The 21,289-nt window shown below is 44.1% G+C and carries 14 protein-coding genes, 3 rRNA genes and 1 riboswitch; of the genes, 16 read left to right on the top strand and 1 reads right to left on the bottom strand.

Annotation, left to right across the window (positions count from 1 at the left end; all coding sequences use genetic code 11):
* The first annotated feature begins 283 nt into the window (after nt 1-283).
* The 5 genes from glcT (at nt 284) to rrf (ending at nt 8,947) form a co-directional block, all read left to right on the top strand.
* Entirely contained in the window at nt 284-1,126 is an 843-nt protein-coding gene (gene glcT, locus RCG25_RS24570; RefSeq protein ID WP_308081424.1) for a glucose PTS transporter transcription antiterminator GlcT, read from the top strand.
* A gap of 192 nt (nt 1,127-1,318) precedes the next feature.
* Nucleotides 1,319-3,367, top strand: a complete 2,049-nt coding sequence (ptsG, locus tag RCG25_RS24565; protein WP_308081423.1) for a glucose-specific PTS transporter subunit IIBC — start codon at nt 1,319-1,321, stop codon at nt 3,365-3,367.
* A 703-nt stretch (nt 3,368-4,070) separates the two neighbouring features.
* Nucleotides 4,071-5,606 (top strand): 16S ribosomal RNA (locus RCG25_RS24560).
* Between the two features lie 208 nt (nt 5,607-5,814).
* Nucleotides 5,815-8,750 (top strand): 23S ribosomal RNA (locus RCG25_RS24555).
* 80 nt (nt 8,751-8,830) lie between these two features.
* A 5S ribosomal RNA gene (rrf, locus tag RCG25_RS24550) occupies nt 8,831-8,947 on the top strand.
* The 16S, 23S and 5S rRNA genes sit together here, the layout of an rRNA operon.
* Before the next feature lie 204 nt (nt 8,948-9,151).
* Here rrf and RCG25_RS24545 read toward each other — a convergent pair.
* On the bottom strand, nt 9,152-10,387 hold the full coding sequence (locus RCG25_RS24545; RefSeq protein WP_308081422.1) for a TolB family protein: 1,236 nt from the start codon (nt 10,385-10,387) through the stop codon (nt 9,152-9,154).
* Nucleotides 10,388-10,500: 113 nt separating this feature from the next.
* Between RCG25_RS24545 and RCG25_RS24540 the strand changes: the two genes are divergently transcribed.
* The 11 genes from RCG25_RS24540 (at nt 10,501) to purF (ending at nt 21,287) form a co-directional block, all read left to right on the top strand.
* Nucleotides 10,501-11,394: a mechanosensitive ion channel family protein gene (locus tag RCG25_RS24540; protein ID WP_308081421.1), complete on the top strand. Its 894-nt coding sequence runs from the start codon at nt 10,501-10,503 to the stop codon at nt 11,392-11,394.
* 56 nt (nt 11,395-11,450) lie between these two features.
* Nucleotides 11,451-11,993: a DUF2179 domain-containing protein gene (locus RCG25_RS24535; RefSeq protein ID WP_308081420.1), complete on the top strand. Its 543-nt coding sequence runs from the start codon at nt 11,451-11,453 to the stop codon at nt 11,991-11,993.
* The gene (locus RCG25_RS24530; RefSeq protein WP_308081419.1) at nt 11,990-12,184 is read left to right on the top strand and encodes an NETI motif-containing protein; all 195 of its coding nucleotides are present in this window, start codon (nt 11,990-11,992) and stop codon (nt 12,182-12,184) included. Before RCG25_RS24535 ends, RCG25_RS24530 begins: the two co-directional genes overlap by 4 nt.
* A gap of 90 nt (nt 12,185-12,274) precedes the next feature.
* Nucleotides 12,275-12,376, top strand: a riboswitch (purine riboswitch).
* Between the two features lie 167 nt (nt 12,377-12,543).
* Nucleotides 12,544-13,026 (top strand): 5-(carboxyamino)imidazole ribonucleotide mutase, encoded by a 483-nt coding sequence (purE, locus tag RCG25_RS24525; RefSeq protein WP_308081418.1) that lies wholly within the window; start codon nt 12,544-12,546, stop codon nt 13,024-13,026.
* On the top strand, nt 13,010-14,164 hold the full coding sequence (purK, locus tag RCG25_RS24520) for a 5-(carboxyamino)imidazole ribonucleotide synthase (RefSeq protein WP_308081417.1): 1,155 nt from the start codon (nt 13,010-13,012) through the stop codon (nt 14,162-14,164). The genes purE and purK overlap by 17 nt, the downstream gene beginning before the upstream one ends.
* A 3-nt stretch (nt 14,165-14,167) precedes the next feature.
* Nucleotides 14,168-15,466, top strand: coding sequence for an adenylosuccinate lyase (gene purB, locus RCG25_RS24515; protein WP_308081416.1), 1,299 nt, complete (start codon nt 14,168-14,170; stop codon nt 15,464-15,466).
* Between the two features lie 592 nt (nt 15,467-16,058).
* Nucleotides 16,059-16,772, top strand: a complete 714-nt coding sequence (purC, locus tag RCG25_RS24510; RefSeq protein WP_308081415.1) for a phosphoribosylaminoimidazolesuccinocarboxamide synthase — start codon at nt 16,059-16,061, stop codon at nt 16,770-16,772.
* The gene (gene purS, locus RCG25_RS24505; RefSeq protein ID WP_308081414.1) at nt 16,765-17,019 is read left to right on the top strand and encodes a phosphoribosylformylglycinamidine synthase subunit PurS; all 255 of its coding nucleotides are present in this window, start codon (nt 16,765-16,767) and stop codon (nt 17,017-17,019) included. Before purC ends, purS begins: the two co-directional genes overlap by 8 nt.
* The gene (gene purQ, locus RCG25_RS24500) at nt 17,016-17,699 is read left to right on the top strand and encodes a phosphoribosylformylglycinamidine synthase subunit PurQ (RefSeq protein ID WP_308081413.1); all 684 of its coding nucleotides are present in this window, start codon (nt 17,016-17,018) and stop codon (nt 17,697-17,699) included. The genes purS and purQ overlap by 4 nt, the downstream gene beginning before the upstream one ends.
* The gene (gene purL / locus RCG25_RS24495; RefSeq protein ID WP_308081412.1) at nt 17,683-19,908 is read left to right on the top strand and encodes a phosphoribosylformylglycinamidine synthase subunit PurL; all 2,226 of its coding nucleotides are present in this window, start codon (nt 17,683-17,685) and stop codon (nt 19,906-19,908) included. Before purQ ends, purL begins: the two co-directional genes overlap by 17 nt.
* A complete protein-coding gene (gene purF / locus RCG25_RS24490) occupies nt 19,884-21,287 on the top strand; it encodes an amidophosphoribosyltransferase (protein WP_308081411.1) in 1,404 nt (467 codons plus the stop codon). The genes purL and purF overlap by 25 nt, the downstream gene beginning before the upstream one ends.
* Nucleotides 21,288-21,289 lie beyond the last annotated feature (2 nt).

Genomic DNA, 21,289 nt, shown 5'->3' with positions numbered 1-21,289 from the left:
CTGCAGCTCTTTTTTTGTAGTATAAAAGTATAAACTTCGACTTCGAGAATGGTCCAGCTCCAGCGCCTAGCCCCTCGGGTCAAATAACCTTCGGCAATAAAAGTCAAAAGGCGGACTTTCTTGCCGAAGAACATTTGCCTGTCGGGGCTGACCAAGGCGCTTGCGCATTTCTTGATTACCAGTTATTTGTCACATGGTTGTCGAACTTTGTCGTTGACTTCCTGATTCACCTCTTATAACATGATAATACTAAGATAAACATGGTATGAGGGGAGGGAAGGGTTTGGCAAGTTTATTAATTGATAAAGTGTTAAATAACAATGTCATTATTGCTGAACACCCTTCCTACGAAGAAGTGGTTGTCATTGGAAAGGGCATTGGCTTCAATCGAAAACGCGGTGATTATATTGATACAGATGTAATCGAAAAGCTTTTTGTCCTTGAAAATGAAAAAGAACAGGAAAATTACATTAAACTACTTCCGTTTATCGATAATGAGTTTTTAGAAGTGATTATTTCCGCCATGGATTTAATCAAGCAAAGAACCCATTCGACGCTAAATGAACATATTCATGTGGCATTAACGGACCATCTTATGTTTGCCTTAACAAGGGCTTCTCAAGGAATGGAAATGAAAAACCCGTTCTTAGTGGAAACAAAGGCTCTTTATCGCCACGAGTTTGAAATAGCAAAAGAAGTAGTAGAGTTGATTAAAGAAAAGACCGGGATTGACCTACCAATTGGGGAAGTCGGATTTATCGCCCTCCATATTCATAGTGCTGTGACCAACAGAAACCTCTCCGACGTGAATCAATATTCACAGCTTGTCAGCCGGCTGGTCAAAATGGTCGAAGAGCAGTTTGAAATAGAGATTGATAAAGAAAGCATTGATTATATGAGGCTTGTTCGTCACTTGCGGTTTGCTATTGAGAGAGTAGTCAAAGGGGAAAAAGTAGAGGAACCAGAAAAAATAGCTTCCCTCTTGAAAGAAGAATATCCTGTGTGTTATAATCTCTCATGGAAGCTCATTAAAGTGATGCAGCAAACATTAAAAATGAAGGTTTTTGATGCAGAAGCAGTGTATCTAACGATGCATCTGCAGCGACTTCAACATAAATTTAAATAGCTATTATTTTTTACGTGTTACTGATTCGATCAGGCATGAGTGAAAAGTATTAATTGAATTGAAGGTTTAGGGGTAATCTATACCCATAGCCTGCATTCAATTGAACTTTTACTCATGCCTTTTTTTGTTGGTATTTTTACCAATAATGTAACCGCTTTATGAGCCTAGAAAAATATTTAGGAGGTAACATTTATGTTTAAAAATGCTTTCGGTGTATTGCAAAAAGTTGGTAAAGCTTTAATGTTGCCGGTTGCACTTTTACCGGCTGCTGGGATTTTACTTGCTTTAGGTGCTGCCCTTGTAAATCCAGCCCTATTAGATTTAGCACCATTCTTAGATAACAGTGCTGTAGCGATGGTGGCATCAGTTATGAAAAATGCTGGAGATATTGTCTTTGGTAATCTTCCGCTCCTTTTCGCGGTAGGTGTTGCTATAGGTTTAGCTGGTGGAGAAGGTACAGCCGGACTAGCAGCAATCATTGGTTATTTAATTATGAATGTAACAATGGGTACTGTTTTAGGAATTGACCCTAAAGAAATCAATGGCACAAACTACGTGAGTGTCCTAGGAATTCCAACTCTTCAAACGGGAGTGTTTGGAGGGATTATCGTTGGTATTATTGCCGCGACTTTGTATAATAAGTTCTTTGAAATTGAATTACCATCTTATTTAGGATTCTTTGCTGGTAAACGTTTTGTTCCAATCGTTACGGCAGGAACAGCGATCCTATTGGGATTACTAATGCTCGTTATTTGGCCACCAATCCAATCTGGATTGAATGCATTCTCAAATAACATGGTTAATGCAAACCTGACTCTTTCTGCCTTTGTTTTTGGAGTAATTGAACGTTCGTTAATTCCATTTGGTTTACACCATATTTTCTATTCTCCATTCTGGTTTGAATTTGGCAACTATACAACAAAAGCGGGTCAAGTGGTTCACGGTGACCAGCGTATATTCATGGCGCAGATTTCTGACCATGTGAAAAATCTAACTGCTGGTACATTCATGACAGGTAAATTCCCATTCATGATGTTTGGTTTACCTGCTGCCGCATTAGCGATTTATCATGAAGCAAGACCTGAGAAGAAAGTGTTCGTTGGGGGATTAATGGCATCTGCTGCTTTAACCTCTTTCTTAACTGGTATTACAGAACCAATTGAATTCTCATTCTTATTCGTAGCACCACTTCTATTCGGTATCCACGCGATCTTCGCTGGGTTATCATTTATGGTTATGCATTTATTAGATGTAAAAATCGGTATGACATTCTCCGGTGGTTTAATTGACTACATCCTATTCGGATTAATCAACCCACAAACACACGCTTGGATTGTTATCCCAGTTGGTTTAGTGTTTGCTGTGATTTACTACTTCGGTTTCCGTTTTGCAATTCGTAAGTTTAATTTAAAAACTCCTGGACGTGAATTAGAAGAAGAAGAAGACCAGGTACAAACAGGTAAAGCAGGTTCTGGTGATTTAGCGGCTAACATTTTAGCAGCAATGGGTGGTAAAGAAAACATCTCTCACCTTGATGCATGTATTACACGTCTTCGTGTTTCTGTTAATGATATTAAGGATGTAGATAAAAACCAATTGAAAAAATTAGGTGCGGCAGGAGTACTTGAAGTGGGTAACAATATTCAAGCGATCTTCGGACCACGTTCTGAAACTATTAAAGGTCAAATGAAAGATATTATGGCTGGAAAAAGACCAAGCGCAACTACAGTAAATGTAGAAAAGCAAGAAGTGGCTCCGGTTGCAGCTCCAACGCAAGCCAAAGCTAACGAAGTATTTGTTGCTCCTATTAAAGGGGAAATTAAAGAAATTACTGAAGTTCCTGACCAAGTTTTTGCAGGAAAAATGATGGGTGACGGGTTTGCAATTGTTCCTTCAGAAGGATTAGTGGTATCACCTGTTGATGGAAAGATTGTCAATCTATTCCCTACAAAGCATGCGATTGGAATCTTATCTGACGGCGGACGCGAAATCCTTATCCACGTGGGTATTGATACCGTTAACTTAAAGGGCCAAGGGTTTGAAACATTGGTTTCTGAGAATGACCGTGTTGTAAAGGGACAGCCGCTATTAAAAGTGGATCTAGATTATATTAAAGAACATGCAACATCCACGATTACTCCAATTGTCTTCACAAACCTTGCTGAAGGTGAAAAGATTGTAATCGAAAAACAAGGTCTTGTTGATGTAAAACAAGAAGGTATTATTAAGATCACAAAGTAATGGGAAGCCGGCCGTGAGCCGGCTTTCTTTTTTTTACCAAAGTCTTTGATAAAGGGTGTAGTTTATAAATTGGTGAGTAAAATGAGGGAATTGACGAGTAAAGTTTGAAGGTTGACGAGTAAAATAGAAAATAGACGAGTAAATCATATAATTTGACGAGTAAATCATCGAAAGTGACGAGTAAGAAAGAAAAACATATAAAAAAGGTACTTCAAGAGGTGTATCAATACATAATTTGAAAGGAAGATACTTGAGCCAGGATAAACGCCTGTCTTTTTAGTGTATATATTATAGAAGAAATAAAAAAATAGGCTGTTTTCGCAAAGGTTGTTGCACTTCAGTCGTAATTCCTAAAATTCCTCAACCCGGTATGAAGTCGCCGTTTAATGTGGATATAAATCATACAGAAAGCAATAAGTTTACGAGATGAGCCAAGGAATATAAATATGTTGTTGACGTGTTGGGCGTACGGTGGTATTATATTAAAGCAGTCGTTAATGACGCGTTAACAACATATCGATAATAAAAACTTCGATAAGTTGATTGACATGCGTGAAGCGATATGATATAGTAATAAAGTTGCTTCTGAAAAAGAAGTAACAGAGATTGTTCTTTGAAAACTAAACAAACAAAAACGTCAACAAACAAAAATTATTAGTTTCTTATGAAACTAAGCCAACGTAACAAAATGAGCTAATCAACTTTCTTGGAGAGTTTGATCCTGGCTCAGGACGAACGCTGGCGGCGTGCCTAATACATGCAAGTCGAGCGAACCACTTCGGTGGTTAGCGGCGGACGGGTGAGTAACACGTGGGCAACCTGCCTGTAAGACTGGGATAACACCGGGAAACCGGTGCTAATACCGGATAATCCTTTTCCTCTCATGAGGAAAAGCTGAAAGTCGGTTTCGGCTGACACTTACAGATGGGCCCGCGGCGCATTAGCTAGTTGGTGAGGTAACGGCTCACCAAGGCGACGATGCGTAGCCGACCTGAGAGGGTGATCGGCCACACTGGGACTGAGACACGGCCCAGACTCCTACGGGAGGCAGCAGTAGGGAATCTTCCACAATGGACGAAAGTCTGATGGAGCAACGCCGCGTGAGCGATGAAGGCCTTCGGGTCGTAAAGCTCTGTTGTTAGGGAAGAACAAGTACCGGAGTAACTGCCGGTACCTTGACGGTACCTAACCAGAAAGCCACGGCTAACTACGTGCCAGCAGCCGCGGTAATACGTAGGTGGCAAGCGTTGTCCGGAATTATTGGGCGTAAAGCGCGCGCAGGCGGTCCTTTAAGTCTGATGTGAAAGCACACGGCTCAACCGTGGAGGGTCATTGGAAACTGGGGACTTGAGTGCAGAAGAGGAAGCGGAATTCCACGTGTAGCGGTGAAATGCGTAGAGATGTGGAGGAACACCAGTGGCGAAGGCGGCTTTCTGGTCTGTAACTGACGCTGAGGCGCGAAAGCGTGGGGAGCAAACAGGATTAGATACCCTGGTAGTCCACGCCGTAAACGATGAGTGCTAAGTGTTAGGGGGTTTCCGCCCCTTAGTGCTGCAGCTAACGCATTAAGCACTCCGCCTGGGGAGTACGGCCGCAAGGCTGAAACTCAAAGGAATTGACGGGGGCCCGCACAAGCGGTGGAGCATGTGGTTTAATTCGAAGCAACGCGAAGAACCTTACCAGGTCTTGACATCCTCTGACACTCCTAGAGATAGGACGTTCCCCTTCGGGGGACAGAGTGACAGGTGGTGCATGGTTGTCGTCAGCTCGTGTCGTGAGATGTTGGGTTAAGTCCCGCAACGAGCGCAACCCTTGATCTTAGTTGCCAGCATTCAGTTGGGCACTCTAAGGTGACTGCCGGTGACAAACCGGAGGAAGGTGGGGATGACGTCAAATCATCATGCCCCTTATGACCTGGGCTACACACGTGCTACAATGGATGGTACAAAGGGCTGCAAGACCGCGAGGTTTAGCCAATCCCATAAAACCATTCTCAGTTCGGATTGTAGGCTGCAACTCGCCTACATGAAGCCGGAATCGCTAGTAATCACGGATCAGCATGCCGCGGTGAATACGTTCCCGGGCCTTGTACACACCGCCCGTCACACCACGAGAGTTTGTAACACCCGAAGTCGGTGGGGTAACCGTAAGGAGCCAGCCGCCTAAGGTGGGACAGATGATTGGGGTGAAGTCGTAACAAGGTAGCCGTATCGGAAGGTGCGGCTGGATCACCTCCTTTCTAAGGATATAAGCTGGACGTATGAGCCAGACAAAACATGTTTGTTTGATTGTTTCTTGTTTGTTTAGTTTTGAGAGTGCAATCTCTCAAAGCTTTTTTAATCGTTCTTTGAAAACTAGATAATCGTAATGAAGAAGTCAAGTAAATACATCGAGTAATCGCCATTTTAGTTTTCTCTCTTATTTAATTAAGAGAAACAAACCTTTCAGGTTAAGTTAGAAAGGGCGCACGGTGAATGCCTTGGCACTAGGAGCCGATGAAGGACGGGACTAACACCGATATGCTTCGGGGAGCTGTAAGTAAGCTTTGATCCGGAGATTTCCGAATGGGGGAACCCACTGTTCGTAATGGAACAGTATCTTTACCTGAATACATAGGGTATTGAAGGCATACCCGGGGAACTGAAACATCTAAGTACCCGGAGGAAGAGAAAGCAAACGCGATTCCCTGAGTAGCGGCGAGCGAAACGGGACATAGCCCAAACCAAGAGGCTTGCCTCTTGGGGTTGTAGGACACTCAACATGGAGTTACAAAGGAACGGGGTAGATGAAGCGGCCTGGAAAGGCCCGTCAGAGAAGGTAAAAACCCTGTAGTCGAAACTTCGTTCCCTCCTGAGTGGATCCTGAGTACGGCCGGACACGAGAAATCCGGTCGGAAGCAGGGAGGACCATCTCCCAAGGCTAAATACTCCCTAGTGACCGATAGTGAACCAGTACCGTGAGGGAAAGGTGAAAAGCACCCGGAAGGGGAGTGAAATAGTTCCTGAAACCGTGTGCCTACAAGTAGTTAGAGCCCGTTAATGGGTGATAGCGTGCCTTTTGTAGAATGAACCGGCGAGTTACGATCCCATGCAAGGTTAAGTTGAAGAGACGGAGCCGCAGCGAAAGCGAGTCTGAATAGGGCGATTGAGTATGTGGTCGTAGACCCGAAACCAGGTGATCTACCCATGTCCAGGGTGAAGTCCAGGTAACACTGGATGGAGGCCCGAACCCACGCACGTTGAAAAGTGCGGGGATGAGGTGTGGGTAGCGGAGAAATTCCAATCGAACTTGGAGATAGCTGGTTCTCTCCGAAATAGCTTTAGGGCTAGCCTCACGTAGTTAGAGTCTTGGAGGTAGAGCACTGTTTGGACTAGGGGCCCTCATCGGGTTACCGAATTCAGACAAACTCCGAATGCCAAAGACTTATCCGTGGGAGTCAGACTGCGAGTGATAAGATCCGTAGTCAAAAGGGAAACAGCCCAGACCACCAGCTAAGGTCCCAAAGTTTACGTTAAGTGGAAAAGGATGTGGAGTTGCTTAGACAACCAGGATGTTGGCTTAGAAGCAGCCACCATTTAAAGAGTGCGTAATAGCTCACTGGTCGAGTGACTCTGCGCCGAAAATGTACCGGGGCTAAACGTAACACCGAAGCTGTGGATTGACATCTTAGATGTCAGTGGTAGGAGAGCGTTCTAAGGGCGTTGAAGCTAGACCGTAAGGACTGGTGGAGCGCTTAGAAGTGAGAATGCCGGTATGAGTAGCGAAAGATGAGTGAGAATCTCATCCACCGTATGCCTAAGGTTTCCTGAGGAAGGCTCGTCCGCTCAGGGTTAGTCGGGACCTAAGCCGAGGCCGAAAGGCGTAGGCGATGGACAACAGGTTGATATTCCTGTACCACCTCTTTATCGTTTGAGTGATGGGGGACGCAGGAGGATAGGGTAAGCGCGCTGTTGGATATGCGCGTCTAAGCAGTTAGGCTGGAAAGTAGGAAAATCCGCTTTCCGTAAAGGCTGAGCTGTGATAGCGAGGGAAATTTAGTACCGAAGTTCCTGATTCCACACTGCCAAGAAAAGCCTCTAGCGAGATAAAAGGTGCCCGTACCGCAAACCGACACAGGTAGGCGAGGAGAGAATCCTAAGGTGAGCGAGAGAACTCTCGTTAAGGAACTCGGCAAAATGACCCCGTAACTTCGGGAGAAGGGGTGCTTTTTGAGGTGAATAGCCTCGAAGAGCCGCAGTGAATAGGCCCAGGCGACTGTTTAGCAAAAACACAGGTCTCTGCGAAGCCGCAAGGCGAAGTATAGGGGCTGACGCCTGCCCGGTGCTGGAAGGTTAAGAGGAGGGGTTAGCCTTAAAAGCGAAGCTCTGAATCGAAGCCCCAGTAAACGGCGGCCGTAACTATAACGGTCCTAAGGTAGCGAAATTCCTTGTCGGGTAAGTTCCGACCCGCACGAAAGGCGTAACGATCTGGGCACTGTCTCAACGAGAGACTCGGTGAAATTATAGTACCTGTGAAGATGCAGGTTACCCGCGACAGGACGGAAAGACCCCGTGGAGCTTTACTGTAGCCTGATATTGAATTTTGGTACAGCTTGTACAGGATAGGTAGGAGCCTGAGAAACCGGAGCGCTAGCTTCGGTGGAGGCGTCGGTGGGATACTACCCTGGCTGTATTGAAATTCTAACCCGCACCCCTTATCGGGGTGGGAGACAGTGTCAGGTGGGCAGTTTGACTGGGGCGGTCGCCTCCTAAAGAGTAACGGAGGCGCCCAAAGGTTCCCTCAGAATGGTTGGAAATCATTCGTAGAGTGTAAAGGCACAAGGGAGCTTGACTGCGAGACCTACAAGTCGAGCAGGGACGAAAGTCGGGCTTAGTGATCCGGTGGTTCCGCATGGAAGGGCCATCGCTCAACGGATAAAAGCTACCCCGGGGATAACAGGCTTATCTCCCCAAGAGTCCACATCGACGGGGAGGTTTGGCACCTCGATGTCGGCTCATCGCATCCTGGGGCTGTAGTCGGTCCCAAGGGTTGGGCTGTTCGCCCATTAAAGCGGTACGCGAGCTGGGTTCAGAACGTCGTGAGACAGTTCGGTCCCTATCCGTCGTGGGCGCAGGAAATTTGAGAGGAGCTGTCCTTAGTACGAGAGGACCGGGATGGACGCACCGCTGGTGTACCAGTTGTCTTGCCAAAGGCATCGCTGGGTAGCTATGTGCGGACGGGATAAGTGCTGAAAGCATCTAAGCATGAAGCCCCCCTCAAGATGAGATTTCCCATAGCGTCAAGCTAGTAAGAACCCTGAAAGATGATCAGGTTGATAGGTCAGAGGTGGAAGCGTGGTAACATGTGGAGCTGACTGATACTAATCGTTCGAGGACTTAACCAATTTTTAAAGCGAACTCGTAGTTTACAAACACTTCTTCTGCATTATCTAGTTTTGAGAGAATGATCTCTCTAACAAAATAGTCTGGTAGCTATGGCGAGAAGGTCACACCCGTTCCCATACCGAACACGGAAGTTAAGCTTCTCAGCGCCGATGGTAGTTGGGACGAAAGTCCCTGTGAGAGTAGGACGTTGCCAGGCAAATGAAAAAAGACAATCCTTGTGGGTTGTCTTTTTTCATTTTTGTTAAATTGACGAAAAAAATTACCACTATATGGGTAAAAATACAAAACGCATCAAAAATGGCACAAAAGTCTTTGAAAATGGCACAAAACCACCTAATATTTGCACAAAACCATGCAAAAACTGCACAAATCATGAATAAAACTGTCTTCAATACCGAATCTAGTCCCACCTATCGTATAAATCAAAAACCTCGTCCCAATGCCACTTCTCATAATACCAGCTTGCGACAGTAACATTATTAATCCAAACCTTTTCCTTCACTTTATCTGCCCGAGAAACTAATATTTTTGCTGTCTTCCTATTTGTCCTTACCCAAACCAGTTGATTATGAACGATTTGTGGTGCAAAATCCCCTTCGTTTTTTAAAGGAAAGGTAACCTGGGTCACCTGTGTATCGCTAACCTTATTTAAACTTGGTAATGGGCGCTTAGCAATGTCCACTAGTTCACTTTCCTTAGAGCGTGAGACAATGAGAGTGTGATTGTTTTTCCAAAAAAAATCACGATCCACATAACCATTAGGTGTAAGTATCTCTTTTCGTAATCCCGGAACGAAGACTGTCTTTAATTGTTTATCTTTCTGTGCCTCTCTACCAGATCCGCCTATATAACCGAGCTGATTTTTCCATGGTGACCATCGAAACCAGTTTTCATCATTTAACATTTCATCAACCTTCTTAAAAATCCGCCCATCAAAAGAAAACAAACACAAAGTATTACCATCAGCAGATAACGAAGCGGTTGGGATTAATAAAAAGCTAATCCACTTTTTGTCCGCAGACCATTGAAAGGCGCTCGTACTCACATAGTACTCATCTTCCCCGATAGGTATGGTGTAAATAGGTTTAATCTTCGGCTTGAGCTTATCGAAGGCCACTTCTGAAAGAATCATGTCTGAATGAAGCTCAGCCTTTTTCCTTGATGAAATCAATAATCTTCTACCATCAGGGAACCACGAAACATTCTCTACATTTGCTACAATAGGAGTAGCGAGATAAAGATTAGAAGGATCCGGATTGAAGAGAAATAAAGCATCGTTTACAAGAAAAGCGAGTTGATTGCCTTGTGGTGACCAAGCGAAATTTTTAGATACATTTGTTTTTACTTTAAAGTGCTTTTTCATTTTAATATTATAAAGCCACAAATCTCCATTGAAGAAAGTTTCATCATCCTCTTTTGTCCCATTTAAATAAGCAATCCAATAGCCATCCTGCGACCATTTTGGATATCTTATTAAGTCTCCATTTGTAATCTGCTCTTCCTTATCACCTACTTTAACCCACAAATCATTGTCCTTAATAAAAGCCGCCTGGAAGGCTGCAACAGAGGCACTCGCAAATACATTTGGATGAAAAGCTGTTAAAAAAAGTACGATTATAAGTGTTTTCTTAATCATAGGATCTCCTCAATCAATAGAAAGTGTCTACCTAATATTTAGAGTGCATAAGTTTCTAAAAATTATTTTGCATTCAATTGTAAACACTATGGGTGATAGAAGAAGAAGGTGAAATGATGGATTGGTTGGATTTGCTCCATAAATATAAATTGACGAGTATTATTTTGGCTGCTGTGATTGCATGGATTTGTGTGTATATTATCAATAAACTCGTCCATGATTTTTTTAAGCGTACTCATTTTATTGAGGAACGAAAAGAACAAACGATCGAGAGTATGATCCGATCATTAACAAAGTACACCGCCACTTTAAGCTTTATCTTTTTTGCCATCTCTCAATACGTCAACAATTTTGGCAGAGTTCTTGCAGGGGCTGGAGTAGTCGGGGTGATCGTCGGATTTGGCGCACAAAGCCTGATTAGAGATATCCTTTCTGGAATTTTTTTAATTTATGAGAAGCAACTGCATAAAGGTGATTTTATTACGATTAACAATACCTTCAATGGTACAGTTGAGGAGATAGGACTAAGATTTATTAAACTCCGGGAGTGGAGTGGCAAGCTATTAACCATAAGTAACGGCGAAATAAAGCAAATACATAATTACAATATCAATCAAATGCGTGTCATCGAGAGAGTCGTCATCAGCTATCGAGAAAACCCAGACAAGGTAATGGAGGTCCTGGAACTGGCTTGTGAAAAAATTAATGAAATAAACAAACCCTGCATGAAATTAGACGCGACAGAATGTATCGTTGAGCCATTTAAGGTGTACGGAATGACATCCTTAAATGCTTCCTTCAGAGGAATCGAATACACGATTACCGGTTTGGTGGATGACGCTTTTTACTGGGATGCCGCAAAACAAACTAGGAGAATAATTGCCCAAACACTATACAATCACGAGATACGACTAGCTGAGGACACGATGCTGCTCAAGCAGGCAGAAGACCTGCATACTTCACAAACTCTGGAAAATTCGGGGCTTATTACAACACTTAAGGACTGACCCATAGGAAATTATATGTTAAAGTGGTAGGAAGCAATCGTGGAGGAGGACATCTTGTGTTAGAAAACAGTTTTATCATGGTAGTAATTATTCTGCTCATCAATATTGTCTATGTTTCTTTTTTTACCATAAGGATGATACTAACTTTAAAGGGGCAGCGCTATCTCGCAGCATTTCTTAGTACGATTGAAGTGGTTATTTATGTGCTTGGACTGGGTCTGGTATTAAATAATCTCAATGAAATTCAAAACCTTATAGCCTACGCGGTTGGATATGGTGTCGGTGTCATTGTCGGTATGAAGATTGAAGAAAAGCTGGCTCTCGGCTATATTACTGTTAATGTAATAACAAAGGAATATGATAAAGACCTTCCTAAAATTCTAAGAGAAAAAGGGTATGGCGTCACCAATTGGGAAGCAAATGGACTTGAAGGCGACCGGATGGCGATGCAAATACTCACCCCAAGAAAATTTGAATTAAAACTATATGATGCGATAAAAAGTTTGGATCCGAAGGCATTCATTATTACCTATGAACCGAAATCCATCCATGGTGGTTTCTGGGTCAAATCAGTGAAAAGAGGGAAATTATTTTCATGAGTAAGAAGCAGAAATTTGAGGTCCAGGAAAATGAAAGTATTGAGGATTGCTTGAATAGAATGAAACAGCAAGGTTATGTTCCTGTCCGGCGTACAGAGAAACCCATTTTTCGAGAAGTGAAAAAGGGAAACGAAACTATTTACGAACCAGTCGGCCGTGAAATCGTGTTTGAAGCCCAGTTATCGGAGTAAAACACGAACATTATAGTATTATTTAAAAATAATGTTCGATATTATTGTTGACATACGATTGGGTTGGTTGGTAAGATAAAGCTATCAGATGTAACAATTAATCTTTACCCTCATATATCCATGGGAATATGGCCCATAAGTTTCTACCCAATAACCGTAAATTATTGGACTATGAGGGAAAGTCTATATGTTCGGCAATAAGGGGAAGTCCCCTTACGTTTATTAATGAATTCTTTCTAATGCCCGGGCAAATGGCTTTCTCTTATCGAGAGGCTATTTGTTTCGGGTATTTTCTATTTGTTTGTATTTTACCTTGATGTTCATTCGTGTGGCAAGTTAAGAGAAAAGGGTGAGTAGGAATGAAAGTTGGCATCATCATGGGGAGCAAGTCAGACTGGGAAACAATGAAGCATGCATGTGACATTCTTGATCAGCTTGAAATTGTCTATGAGAAAAAGGTGATTTCAGCGCACCGGACGCCTGATTTGATGTTTACCTATGCTGAAGAAGCAAGAAACAGAGGGCTAAAGGTAATCATAGCGGGAGCAGGTGGTGCAGCACATCTTCCAGGCATGGTAGCGGCAAAGACAACTCTTCCGGTTATCGGTGTTCCCATTCAATCACAAGCCTTAAAAGGATTAGATTCCCTGCTATCCATTGTGCAAATGCCAGGCGGTGTGCCAGTTGCAACGGTGGCCATTGGAAAAGCTGGGGCTATAAATGCAGGACTGTTAGCCGCACAAATTTTAGCAACAGAAGATCAGAAGCTTGCTAATCAATTAGAAGCGAGAAGAGAAGCTATTAAACTAGAAGTCTTAGAAAGTAGTGATCAGCTTGTCTAAAGTGATTTTACCAGGAGCAACTATTGGCATAATTGGTGGAGGTCAGTTGGGAAGAATGATGGCCCTAGCAGCAAAGGCACAGGGCTTTCGAATTGCCGTTTTAGAGCCGACACCAGACTCTCCCTGCGGCCAAGTAGCGGATGTGCAAGTGATTGGTGCATACAATAGCCGAGAGGCCATCAGTAAGTTAGCAGAGATGAGCGATGTCATTACATACGAATTTGAAAATATAGATGCAGATACGTTAGGCTGGTTATGTGAGCATGCCTATGTGCCGCAAGGTCCAACCCTACTTACAATTACACAGGATCGGATCAGGGAAAAACGAGTGATTCAGCAGGCGGGTATCGAGGTTGCCCCCTATGAGGTGATACGGAGCTTGCATGATTTATTGTTAAAAATAGATGCAGTTGGGTACCCGGCGGTCTTAAAAACAGCAAGAGGCGGGTATGATGGGAAGGGGCAGCTTGTCATTCACCATCCGGAAGACGTGTTAGAGGGCAAGGCTCTCTGTGAAAAAGGCCCATGTGTGTTGGAGAAATGGATTCCATTTGAAAAAGAACTATCTGTCATTGTGACACGCAAGCAAAATGGTGAAACAGCCATTTTCCCTGTAGCTGAAAATATTCATGTCGATAATATTTTACATCAAACGATTGTCCCAGCGAGGATTTCAGAGACTGTTGCAGCAGCTGCTGTTCAAAAGGCGGAGGAATTAGCAGATTCTCTTGAATTAGTAGGCACACTGGCAGTAGAAATGTTTTTAACGAATGATGGGACCATATATGTTAATGAGCTGGCACCAAGGCCGCATAATTCCGGGCATTTTTCGATAGAAGCTTGCGAGACCTCACAGTTTGAGCAGCATATACGTGCTATTTGTAACTGGCCGTTAGGAAGCACGGAGCTATTAAAACCAGCCGTTATGGTCAATCTATTAGGAGAACATCTTGAATCCTTGTATAGAGAGATTCCTACCCAAAAAGATTGGAAGGTTCATCTGTACGGAAAAGAAGATCCTAAATGGAAACGGAAGATGGGTCATGTTACACTTTTACGAGAAACAACTGCGGACGCTCTTAAGGAGCTCGAAATGAGCAGTATTTGGAACACAGCAAAAGAAAAGATCGGGGGATAAAACATGATTGATCGTTACACAAGACCTGAAATGGGTGCCATTTGGACAGAGGAGAACCGCTTTAATGCCTGGCTGGAGGTAGAAATTCTAGCCTGTGAGGCATGGGCGGAGCTAGGTGATATTCCTAAGTCGGATGTGGAAAAATTACGCCAAAACGCGTCTTTCGATATTGAGCGTATCAAGGAAATTGAAGAAGAAACACGGCACGATGTGGTGGCCTTTACCCGTGCGGTGTCCGAAACATTAGGGGAAGAGCGGAAATGGGTGCATTACGGATTAACGTCCACAGATGTGGTAGATACGGCGCTTTCTTATGTTTTAAAGCAGGCCAATGTGATTTTACTAAAAGATCTGGAAAACTTTGTTGAGATTCTAAAGAACAAGGCCATCGAACACAAAATGACCGTTATGATGGGCCGAACTCACGGTGTTCATGCAGAGCCAACGACATTCGGGCTGAAACTTGCGCTTTGGTACGAAGAAATGAAGCGGAATCTAGAGCGCTTTAAGCAGGCTGCAGAAGGAATTGAATTTGGCAAAATTTCTGGTGCGGTAGGCACATATGCAAATATCAACCCGTTTGTTGAACAGTATGTTTGTGAAAAATTAGGGCTACAACGGGCACCGATTTCAACGCAAACGTTGCAGCGTGACCGCCATGCTCACTATATGTCCACGATTGCTTTGATTGCGACGTCCATTGAGAAGTTTGCAGTGGAGGTTCGCGGATTGCAAAAGAGTGAGACGCGTGAGGTAGAAGAATTTTTTGCAAAAGGTCAAAAGGGTTCCTCAGCAATGCCGCATAAACGGAATCCAATTGGTTCCGAGAATATGACGGGAATTGCTCGTGTTTTACGCGGATATATGTTGACTGCATATGAAAATGTGCCACTGTGGCATGAACGTGATATCTCTCATTCGTCTGCTGAACGAATCATTTTGCCGGATGCGACGATTGGTTTGAATTATATGCTAAATCGATTTGGTAATATTATTAAAAATCTTACTGTGTATCCGGAAAATATGAAGCGCAATATGGACCGGACGCTTGGTTTGATTTACTCACAGCGTGTGTTGCTTGCGCTGATTGATAAAGGGTTATCACGTGAAGAGGCGTACGATACGGTACAGCCGAAGGCGATGGAAGCGTGGGAGAATCAGGTTCCATTCCGTGACTTGATTGAAGCAGATGGTAAAATTGCTTCGTTGCTGTCACCGGTTGAAATTGCCGATTGCTTTGACTATAACTACCATCTACAGCATGTAGATACGATCTTTGACCGATTAGGGTTGAATGGGTGAAGGTGTAGAAGCTAGGCTAGGGGTTCTATGAGCCCGAACTATCTTGAAAAAGGGGTTCGCGGTAACGTAGAGAGGATCTACGAGCCCGAAACAGAGAAAAAAGAGAGTAGCCGGTCGCGTAGGAGGGTTCTACGAGCCTCAAACAGAGGAAAAAAAGGGTTAACGGTCGCGTAGAAGGGTTCTACGAGCCCGAAACAGAGAAAAAAGAGAGTAGCCGGTCGCGTAGAAGGGTTCTACGAGCCCGAAGCAGAGGAAAAAAAGGATTAACGGTCGCGTAGAGAGGATCTACGAGCCCGAAACAGAGAAAAAAGAGAGTAGCCGGTCGCATAGGAGGGTTCTACGAGCCCCAAACAGAGAAAAAAGTGGGGTAAAGGTCGCGTAGAGAGGATCTACAAGCCCCAAACAGAGAAAAAAAGGGGTAACGGTCGCGTAGAAAGGATCTACGAGCCCCAAACAAAGAAAAAAAGGGTTGGCGGTCGCGTAAAACATCAAAACGTGACCCCCAACCAAAAATAAACCAAGGAACAGGGCACAACCAGCCTATTTACAGTCTGAAGATTCCCAATATTGCGAATGAGGAGTGAACCAACACATGAAAGAACTGCTATACGAAGGAAAAGCGAAACGCATTTACACAACAGACAACGATAACACTGTTTTGGTCGAGTACAAGGATTCCGCCACCGCATACAACGGGCAAAAAAAAGCAGACATTGCCGGCAAAGGCCGATTAAATAACGAGATTACTAGTTTGTTATTTTTAAAGCTTAAAGAACACGGGATCGATTCACACTTTATCGAGCGCGTATCAGAAACGGAGCAACTTGTGAAAAAAGTAAGCATTATCCCGCTTGAAGTAGTAGTTCGCAATGTCGCAGCAGGAAGTCTCTCCAAAAGATTGGGAATCGAAGAAGGTAAAAAGCTAACTACACCGATCGTGGAATTTTATCTAAAGGATGATGAATTAGGCGATCCAATCATCACAATTGACCATATTCTTGAGCTAAATATCGCTACAACAGAAGAAATCTATATTTTACGAGGCAAAACACTCGAGATAAATGCTATTTTATCCAGCTTCTTTTCAGAACTAGGTATCCGTCTCATCGATTTCAAGCTGGAGTTTGGTAAAGACGAAAAGGGAAGCATTCTCCTTGCCGATGAAATATCCCCTGACACGTGCCGACTATGGGATCAAGCAACCAACGAAAAACTCGATAAGGATGTTTTTCGTCGTGATTTAGGTAGTCTAACCAAAGCCTATGAAACTATTTTAGAGAGACTCGGAGGTCATCAGCATGTATAAAGTTAAGGTATATGTCACTCTTAGAGAAAGTGTATTAGATCCTCAAGGAAAAGCAGTCACACACTCACTGCATTCACTAAACTACAAGCAAGTGGCCGATGTGCGAATCGGAAAATATATGGAACTAACCGTAGAAAAATCAGAGCGGGATATTGATGAAATAGTAAATGAAATGTGCAAGAGCCTACTTGTCAATCCAGTGATCGAAGACTATCGATATGAGGTAGAGGAGTGTGTGGCTCAGTGAAGTTTGCGGTGATCGTTTTTCCAGGCTCGAACTGTGATATTGATATGTACCATGCGATAAAAGATGAACTGGGTGAGCAAGTGGAATATGTTTGGCACGATACTGAGAGCTTAGATGAGTTTGATGGAATTTTGCTGCCTGGTGGTTTCTCCTATGGAGATTACCTCCGCTCAGGTGCACTCGCTCGTTTTAGCAAGGTCATGAAAGAGGTCGTAAAAGCCGCCGAAGCAGGCAAGCCAGTCCTGGGTGTATGTAACGGATTCCAAATTCTTCTTGAGGCCGGGCTGTTGCCTGGAGCGATGCGCAGGAATGAGAGTCTTTCCTTTATCTGCAAGCCGGTCCAACTAAGAGTGGAAAACAACCAAACGATGTTTACTGCCGACTATCAACAAGGAGAAGCAATCACGATCCCTGTTGCGCACGGAGAAGGAAATTACCACTGTGATGAAGAAACGCTTGCGAAACTAAAAGCGAATAACCAAATCGTATTTACTTATCAGGAAAATCCGAACGGAAGTCTCGAAAACATCGCTGGAATCGTGAACGAAAAAGGAAATGTCCTTGGAATGATGCCGCACCCTGAACGAGCAGTGGATGAGCTGATAGGCGGGGCGGATGGACTAAAAATGTTTCAATCAATTGTAAAGGCTTGGAGGGAAGCACATGTTGTTAACGCTTGAACCAAATCCTACCCAAATTAAAACAGAAAAAATCTATCAGCAAATGGGTTTGTCCGATGAAGAATTTGCAATGATTGAATCGCTCTTAGGCCGTACGCCTAATTATACGGAAACAGGTCTTTTTTCAGTCATGTGGTCGGAGCATTGCAGCTATAAAAACTCAAAGCCGGTGCTGAAAAAATTTCCGATAACGGGTGATAGAGTACTTCAAGGTCCTGGTGAAGGAGCGGGGATCGTTGATATCGGCGACGGCCAGGCCGTAGTTTTCAAAATTGAAAGCCATAACCATCCATCGGCGATCGAACCGTATCAAGGGGCGGCAACTGGTGTCGGCGGGATTATCCGTGATGTTTTTTCCATGGGCGCACGTCCTATTGCTCTATTAAACTCGCTCCGCTTTGGTGAGCTCGATTCGGAACGTGTTCGTTATCTATTTAAAGAGGTTGTTGCTGGGATTGCCGGTTATGGCAACTGTATTGGCATTCCAACGGTTGGCGGCGAAATTCAGTTCGAGCCTTGCTATGAAGGCAATCCGCTGGTGAATGCGATGTGCGTCGGCCTTATTGACCATAAGGATATTAAAAAGGGTCTGGCTCATGGTGTCGGTAATACGGTGATGTATGTAGGAGCAAAAACAGGCCGCGACGGAATCCACGGCGCTACGTTTGCTTCCGAGGAATTGAACGAACAATCCGATGAAAAACGTCCTGCAGTTCAAGTAGGCGATCCATTTATGGAGAAGCTTCTTTTAGAAGCTTGCTTAGAGCTCATTCAATCCGATGCACTCGTAGGGATTCAGGATATGGGGGCAGCTGGCCTAACAAGTTCTTCTGCAGAAATGGCAAGCAAAGCGGGAATGGGCATTGAGATGAATTTAGACCTTGTCCCGCAGCGGGAAACAGGGATGACTGCCTATGAAATGATGCTGTCTGAGTCACAGGAACGCATGTTGATCGTCGTTAAAAAGGGAAGAGAGCAGGAAATTACATCTCTATTTGAAAAATATGCTTTAGAAGCAGTGGCGATTGGAACAGTAACATCCGATAAGAAACTGCGCTTAATCCATAGAGGGGAAACGGTGGCAGATGTTCCGGTGGATGCTCTAGCAGAAGATGCACCAGTTTACCATAAGCCATTTCAAGAGCCGGCCTATTTTAAGGAATTTCAAGCAATTGATGCGGAAATTCCTCAAGTGGATAATCTAAAGGACACGCTTGTAAAAATTCTGAGCCAGCCAACCGTTGCCAGCAAGGAATGGGTGTATGAGCAATACGACTATATGGTTCGCACCAACACGGTTGTTTCTCCTGGATCAGATGCATCGGTTCTTCGGATTCGCGGAACAAGGAAGGCTTTAGCCATGACCGTTGATTGCAACTCACGCTATGTCTATTTGGATCCGGAAACAGGCGGGAAAATTGCCGTGGCGGAAGCGGCGCGTAACATTATTTGTTCGGGTGCAGAGCCGTTAGCGATTACCGATAACCTGAACTTTGGAAATCCAGAAAAGCCAGAGGTATTCTGGCAAATTGAAAAAGCAGCGGATGGAATCAGCGAGGCATGTCGCGTCCTCCAAACTCCTGTCATCGGCGGGAACGTGTCATTATATAACGAAACAAGCGGTACGGCAGTCTATCCGACACCAGTTATTGGTATGGTGGGCTTAGTAACCGATATTGACCATATTACTACGCAACATTTTAAAAACAGTGGGGATCTCATTTACCTCGTTGGTGAGACGAACCCTGAGTTTGGCGGTAGTGAACTGCAAAAATTGCTACATGGTCAGATTTTTGGAAAAGCGCCTGAATTAAATGTAACTATTGAAAAAGAAAGACAAGAGACAATCCTAGCGGTGATTCGTGCAGGGTTGGTTCAATCTGCACATGACCTGTCTGAAGGCGGCTTGGGTGTGGCCCTTTCTGAATGTTTATTTGCTAACGAGCAGTTCGGTGCCGAAGTCATCATTATAGGAGACCCTGTCACTGCCTTATTTAGTGAAACGCAATCTCGCTTTCTATTAACGGTAAAAGAAGAGAATCAAATAGCGTTTGAACGTTTTGTAGAAGCCAAGCTAATCGGTCAGGTAAATGCTTCTGGAACATTACGCGTGTCCACTGAAAAGGAAACAGTTCTCGAAGCTTCAGTAAACGAACTGAAAGCTGCTTGGAAAGGAGCCATCGCATGCTTGCTGAAATCAAGGGATTAAATGAAGAATGCGGTATTTTTGGTGTCTGGGGACATCCGGATGCGGCCCAGTTAACCTATTACGGACTTCATAGCTTGCAGCATCGCGGCCAAGAAGGAACCGGCATCGTTGTCTCTGATGGGAAAACACTCAAAGGTGTAAAAGGCGAGGGATTGGTGTCAGAGATATTTACAACTGAAGCGATGACAAAATTAACCGGTTCGGCTGCCATCGGTCATGTTCGATATGCGACAGCAGGAGGGGGCGGTTATGAAAACGTCCAGCCCCTCTTGTTCCATTCGCAAAGCGGCAGTCTTGCCCTTGCCCATAATGGAAACCTAGTCAATGCCAATTCCTTGAAACACCAGCTTGAGACGCAGGGAAGTATTTTTCAAACAAGCTCTGATACGGAAGTATTAGCCCATCTCATTCGAAGAAGCGGCTATCCACATCTAAATGATCGCGTAAAAAATGCGCTTTCCATGCTAAAAGGGGCGTACGCCTATTTAATTATGACGGAAAATGAATTAATGGTGGCCCTTGATCCGCATGGACTGAGACCTCTTTCGCTTGGTTTGTTAGGGGATGCTTACGTTGTGGCTTCTGAGACATGTGCGTTTGATGTGGTCGGTGCGGAATATATCCGCGAAATTATGCCGGGAGAACTCCTGATTATTAATGAAAACGGATTAACCTCTGAGAGATTTGCTGTCAGTACCACGAAAGCCATTTGTATGATGGAATATGTGTATTTTTCTAGACCGGATAGCAATATTCATGGAATCAATGTGCATACAGCCCGAAAAAATCTAGGAAAGAGATTAGCACTTGAAGCCCCTATTGATGCGGATGTCGTGACAGGGGTCCCAGATTCGAGTATTTCTGCCGCTATTGGCTATGCGGAAGAAGCGGGAATCCCCTATGAAATGGGCTTAATTAAGAACCGCTATGTGGGGAGGACATTTATTCAGCCTTCTCAAACACTAAGGGAACAAGGGGTAAAAATGAAGCTGTCAGCGGTTCGCGGGGTAGTCGAAGGAAAGCGTGTCGTCATGGTTGATGATTCGATTGTCCGTGGAACCACGAGCAGAAGAATTGTCTCGCTTCTAAAGGAGGCAGGAGCAACAGAGGTACATGTGGTGATTAGCTCTCCTCCGATTAAAAATCCATGTTTTTATGGTATTGATACTTCAACGAAGGAAGAATTAATTGCCTCAGATAAATCGGTCGAGGACATTCGTCAGCTGATTGGGGCCGATTCCTTAACTTTTTTAACAGTAGATGGCATGATGCATGCGCTCGGTCAGGAAGGCACGAACGGCTATTGTCTTGGCTGCTTTACCGGAAATTATCCAACTGAAATTTATCCAGATACACTCCAATATTATTATCAAAAATAGGA

The sequence above is a fragment of the Neobacillus sp. PS2-9 genome, from assembly GCF_030915525.1.
Taxonomy (GTDB): domain Bacteria; phylum Bacillota; class Bacilli; order Bacillales; family Cytobacillaceae; genus Neobacillus.
The sequence above is the reverse complement of the archived record's forward strand: the minus strand, read 5'-3'. Positions and strand labels throughout refer to the sequence as shown.

What these genes read in the sequence shown, in the direction of transcription:
- ptsG (WP_308081423.1), top strand. Translation starts at nt 1,319, where the DNA reads ATGTTTAAAAATGCTTTCGGTGTATTGCAAAAAGTTGGTAAAGCTTTA.
- purS (WP_308081414.1), top strand. Translation starts at nt 16,765, where the DNA reads ATGTATAAAGTTAAGGTATATGTCACTCTTAGAGAAAGTGTATTAGAT.
- purC (WP_308081415.1), top strand. Translation starts at nt 16,059, where the DNA reads ATGAAAGAACTGCTATACGAAGGAAAAGCGAAACGCATTTACACAACA.
- RCG25_RS24540 (WP_308081421.1), top strand. Translation starts at nt 10,501, where the DNA reads ATGATGGATTGGTTGGATTTGCTCCATAAATATAAATTGACGAGTATT.
- purF (WP_308081411.1), top strand. Translation starts at nt 19,884, where the DNA reads ATGCTTGCTGAAATCAAGGGATTAAATGAAGAATGCGGTATTTTTGGT.
- purB (WP_308081416.1), top strand. Translation starts at nt 14,168, where the DNA reads ATGATTGATCGTTACACAAGACCTGAAATGGGTGCCATTTGGACAGAG.
- purL (WP_308081412.1), top strand. Translation starts at nt 17,683, where the DNA reads ATGTTGTTAACGCTTGAACCAAATCCTACCCAAATTAAAACAGAAAAA.
- purE (WP_308081418.1), top strand. Translation starts at nt 12,544, where the DNA reads ATGAAAGTTGGCATCATCATGGGGAGCAAGTCAGACTGGGAAACAATG.
- RCG25_RS24530 (WP_308081419.1), top strand. Translation starts at nt 11,990, where the DNA reads ATGAGTAAGAAGCAGAAATTTGAGGTCCAGGAAAATGAAAGTATTGAG.
- RCG25_RS24545 (WP_308081422.1), bottom strand. Translation starts at nt 10,387, where the DNA reads ATGATTAAGAAAACACTTATAATCGTACTTTTTTTAACAGCTTTTCAT.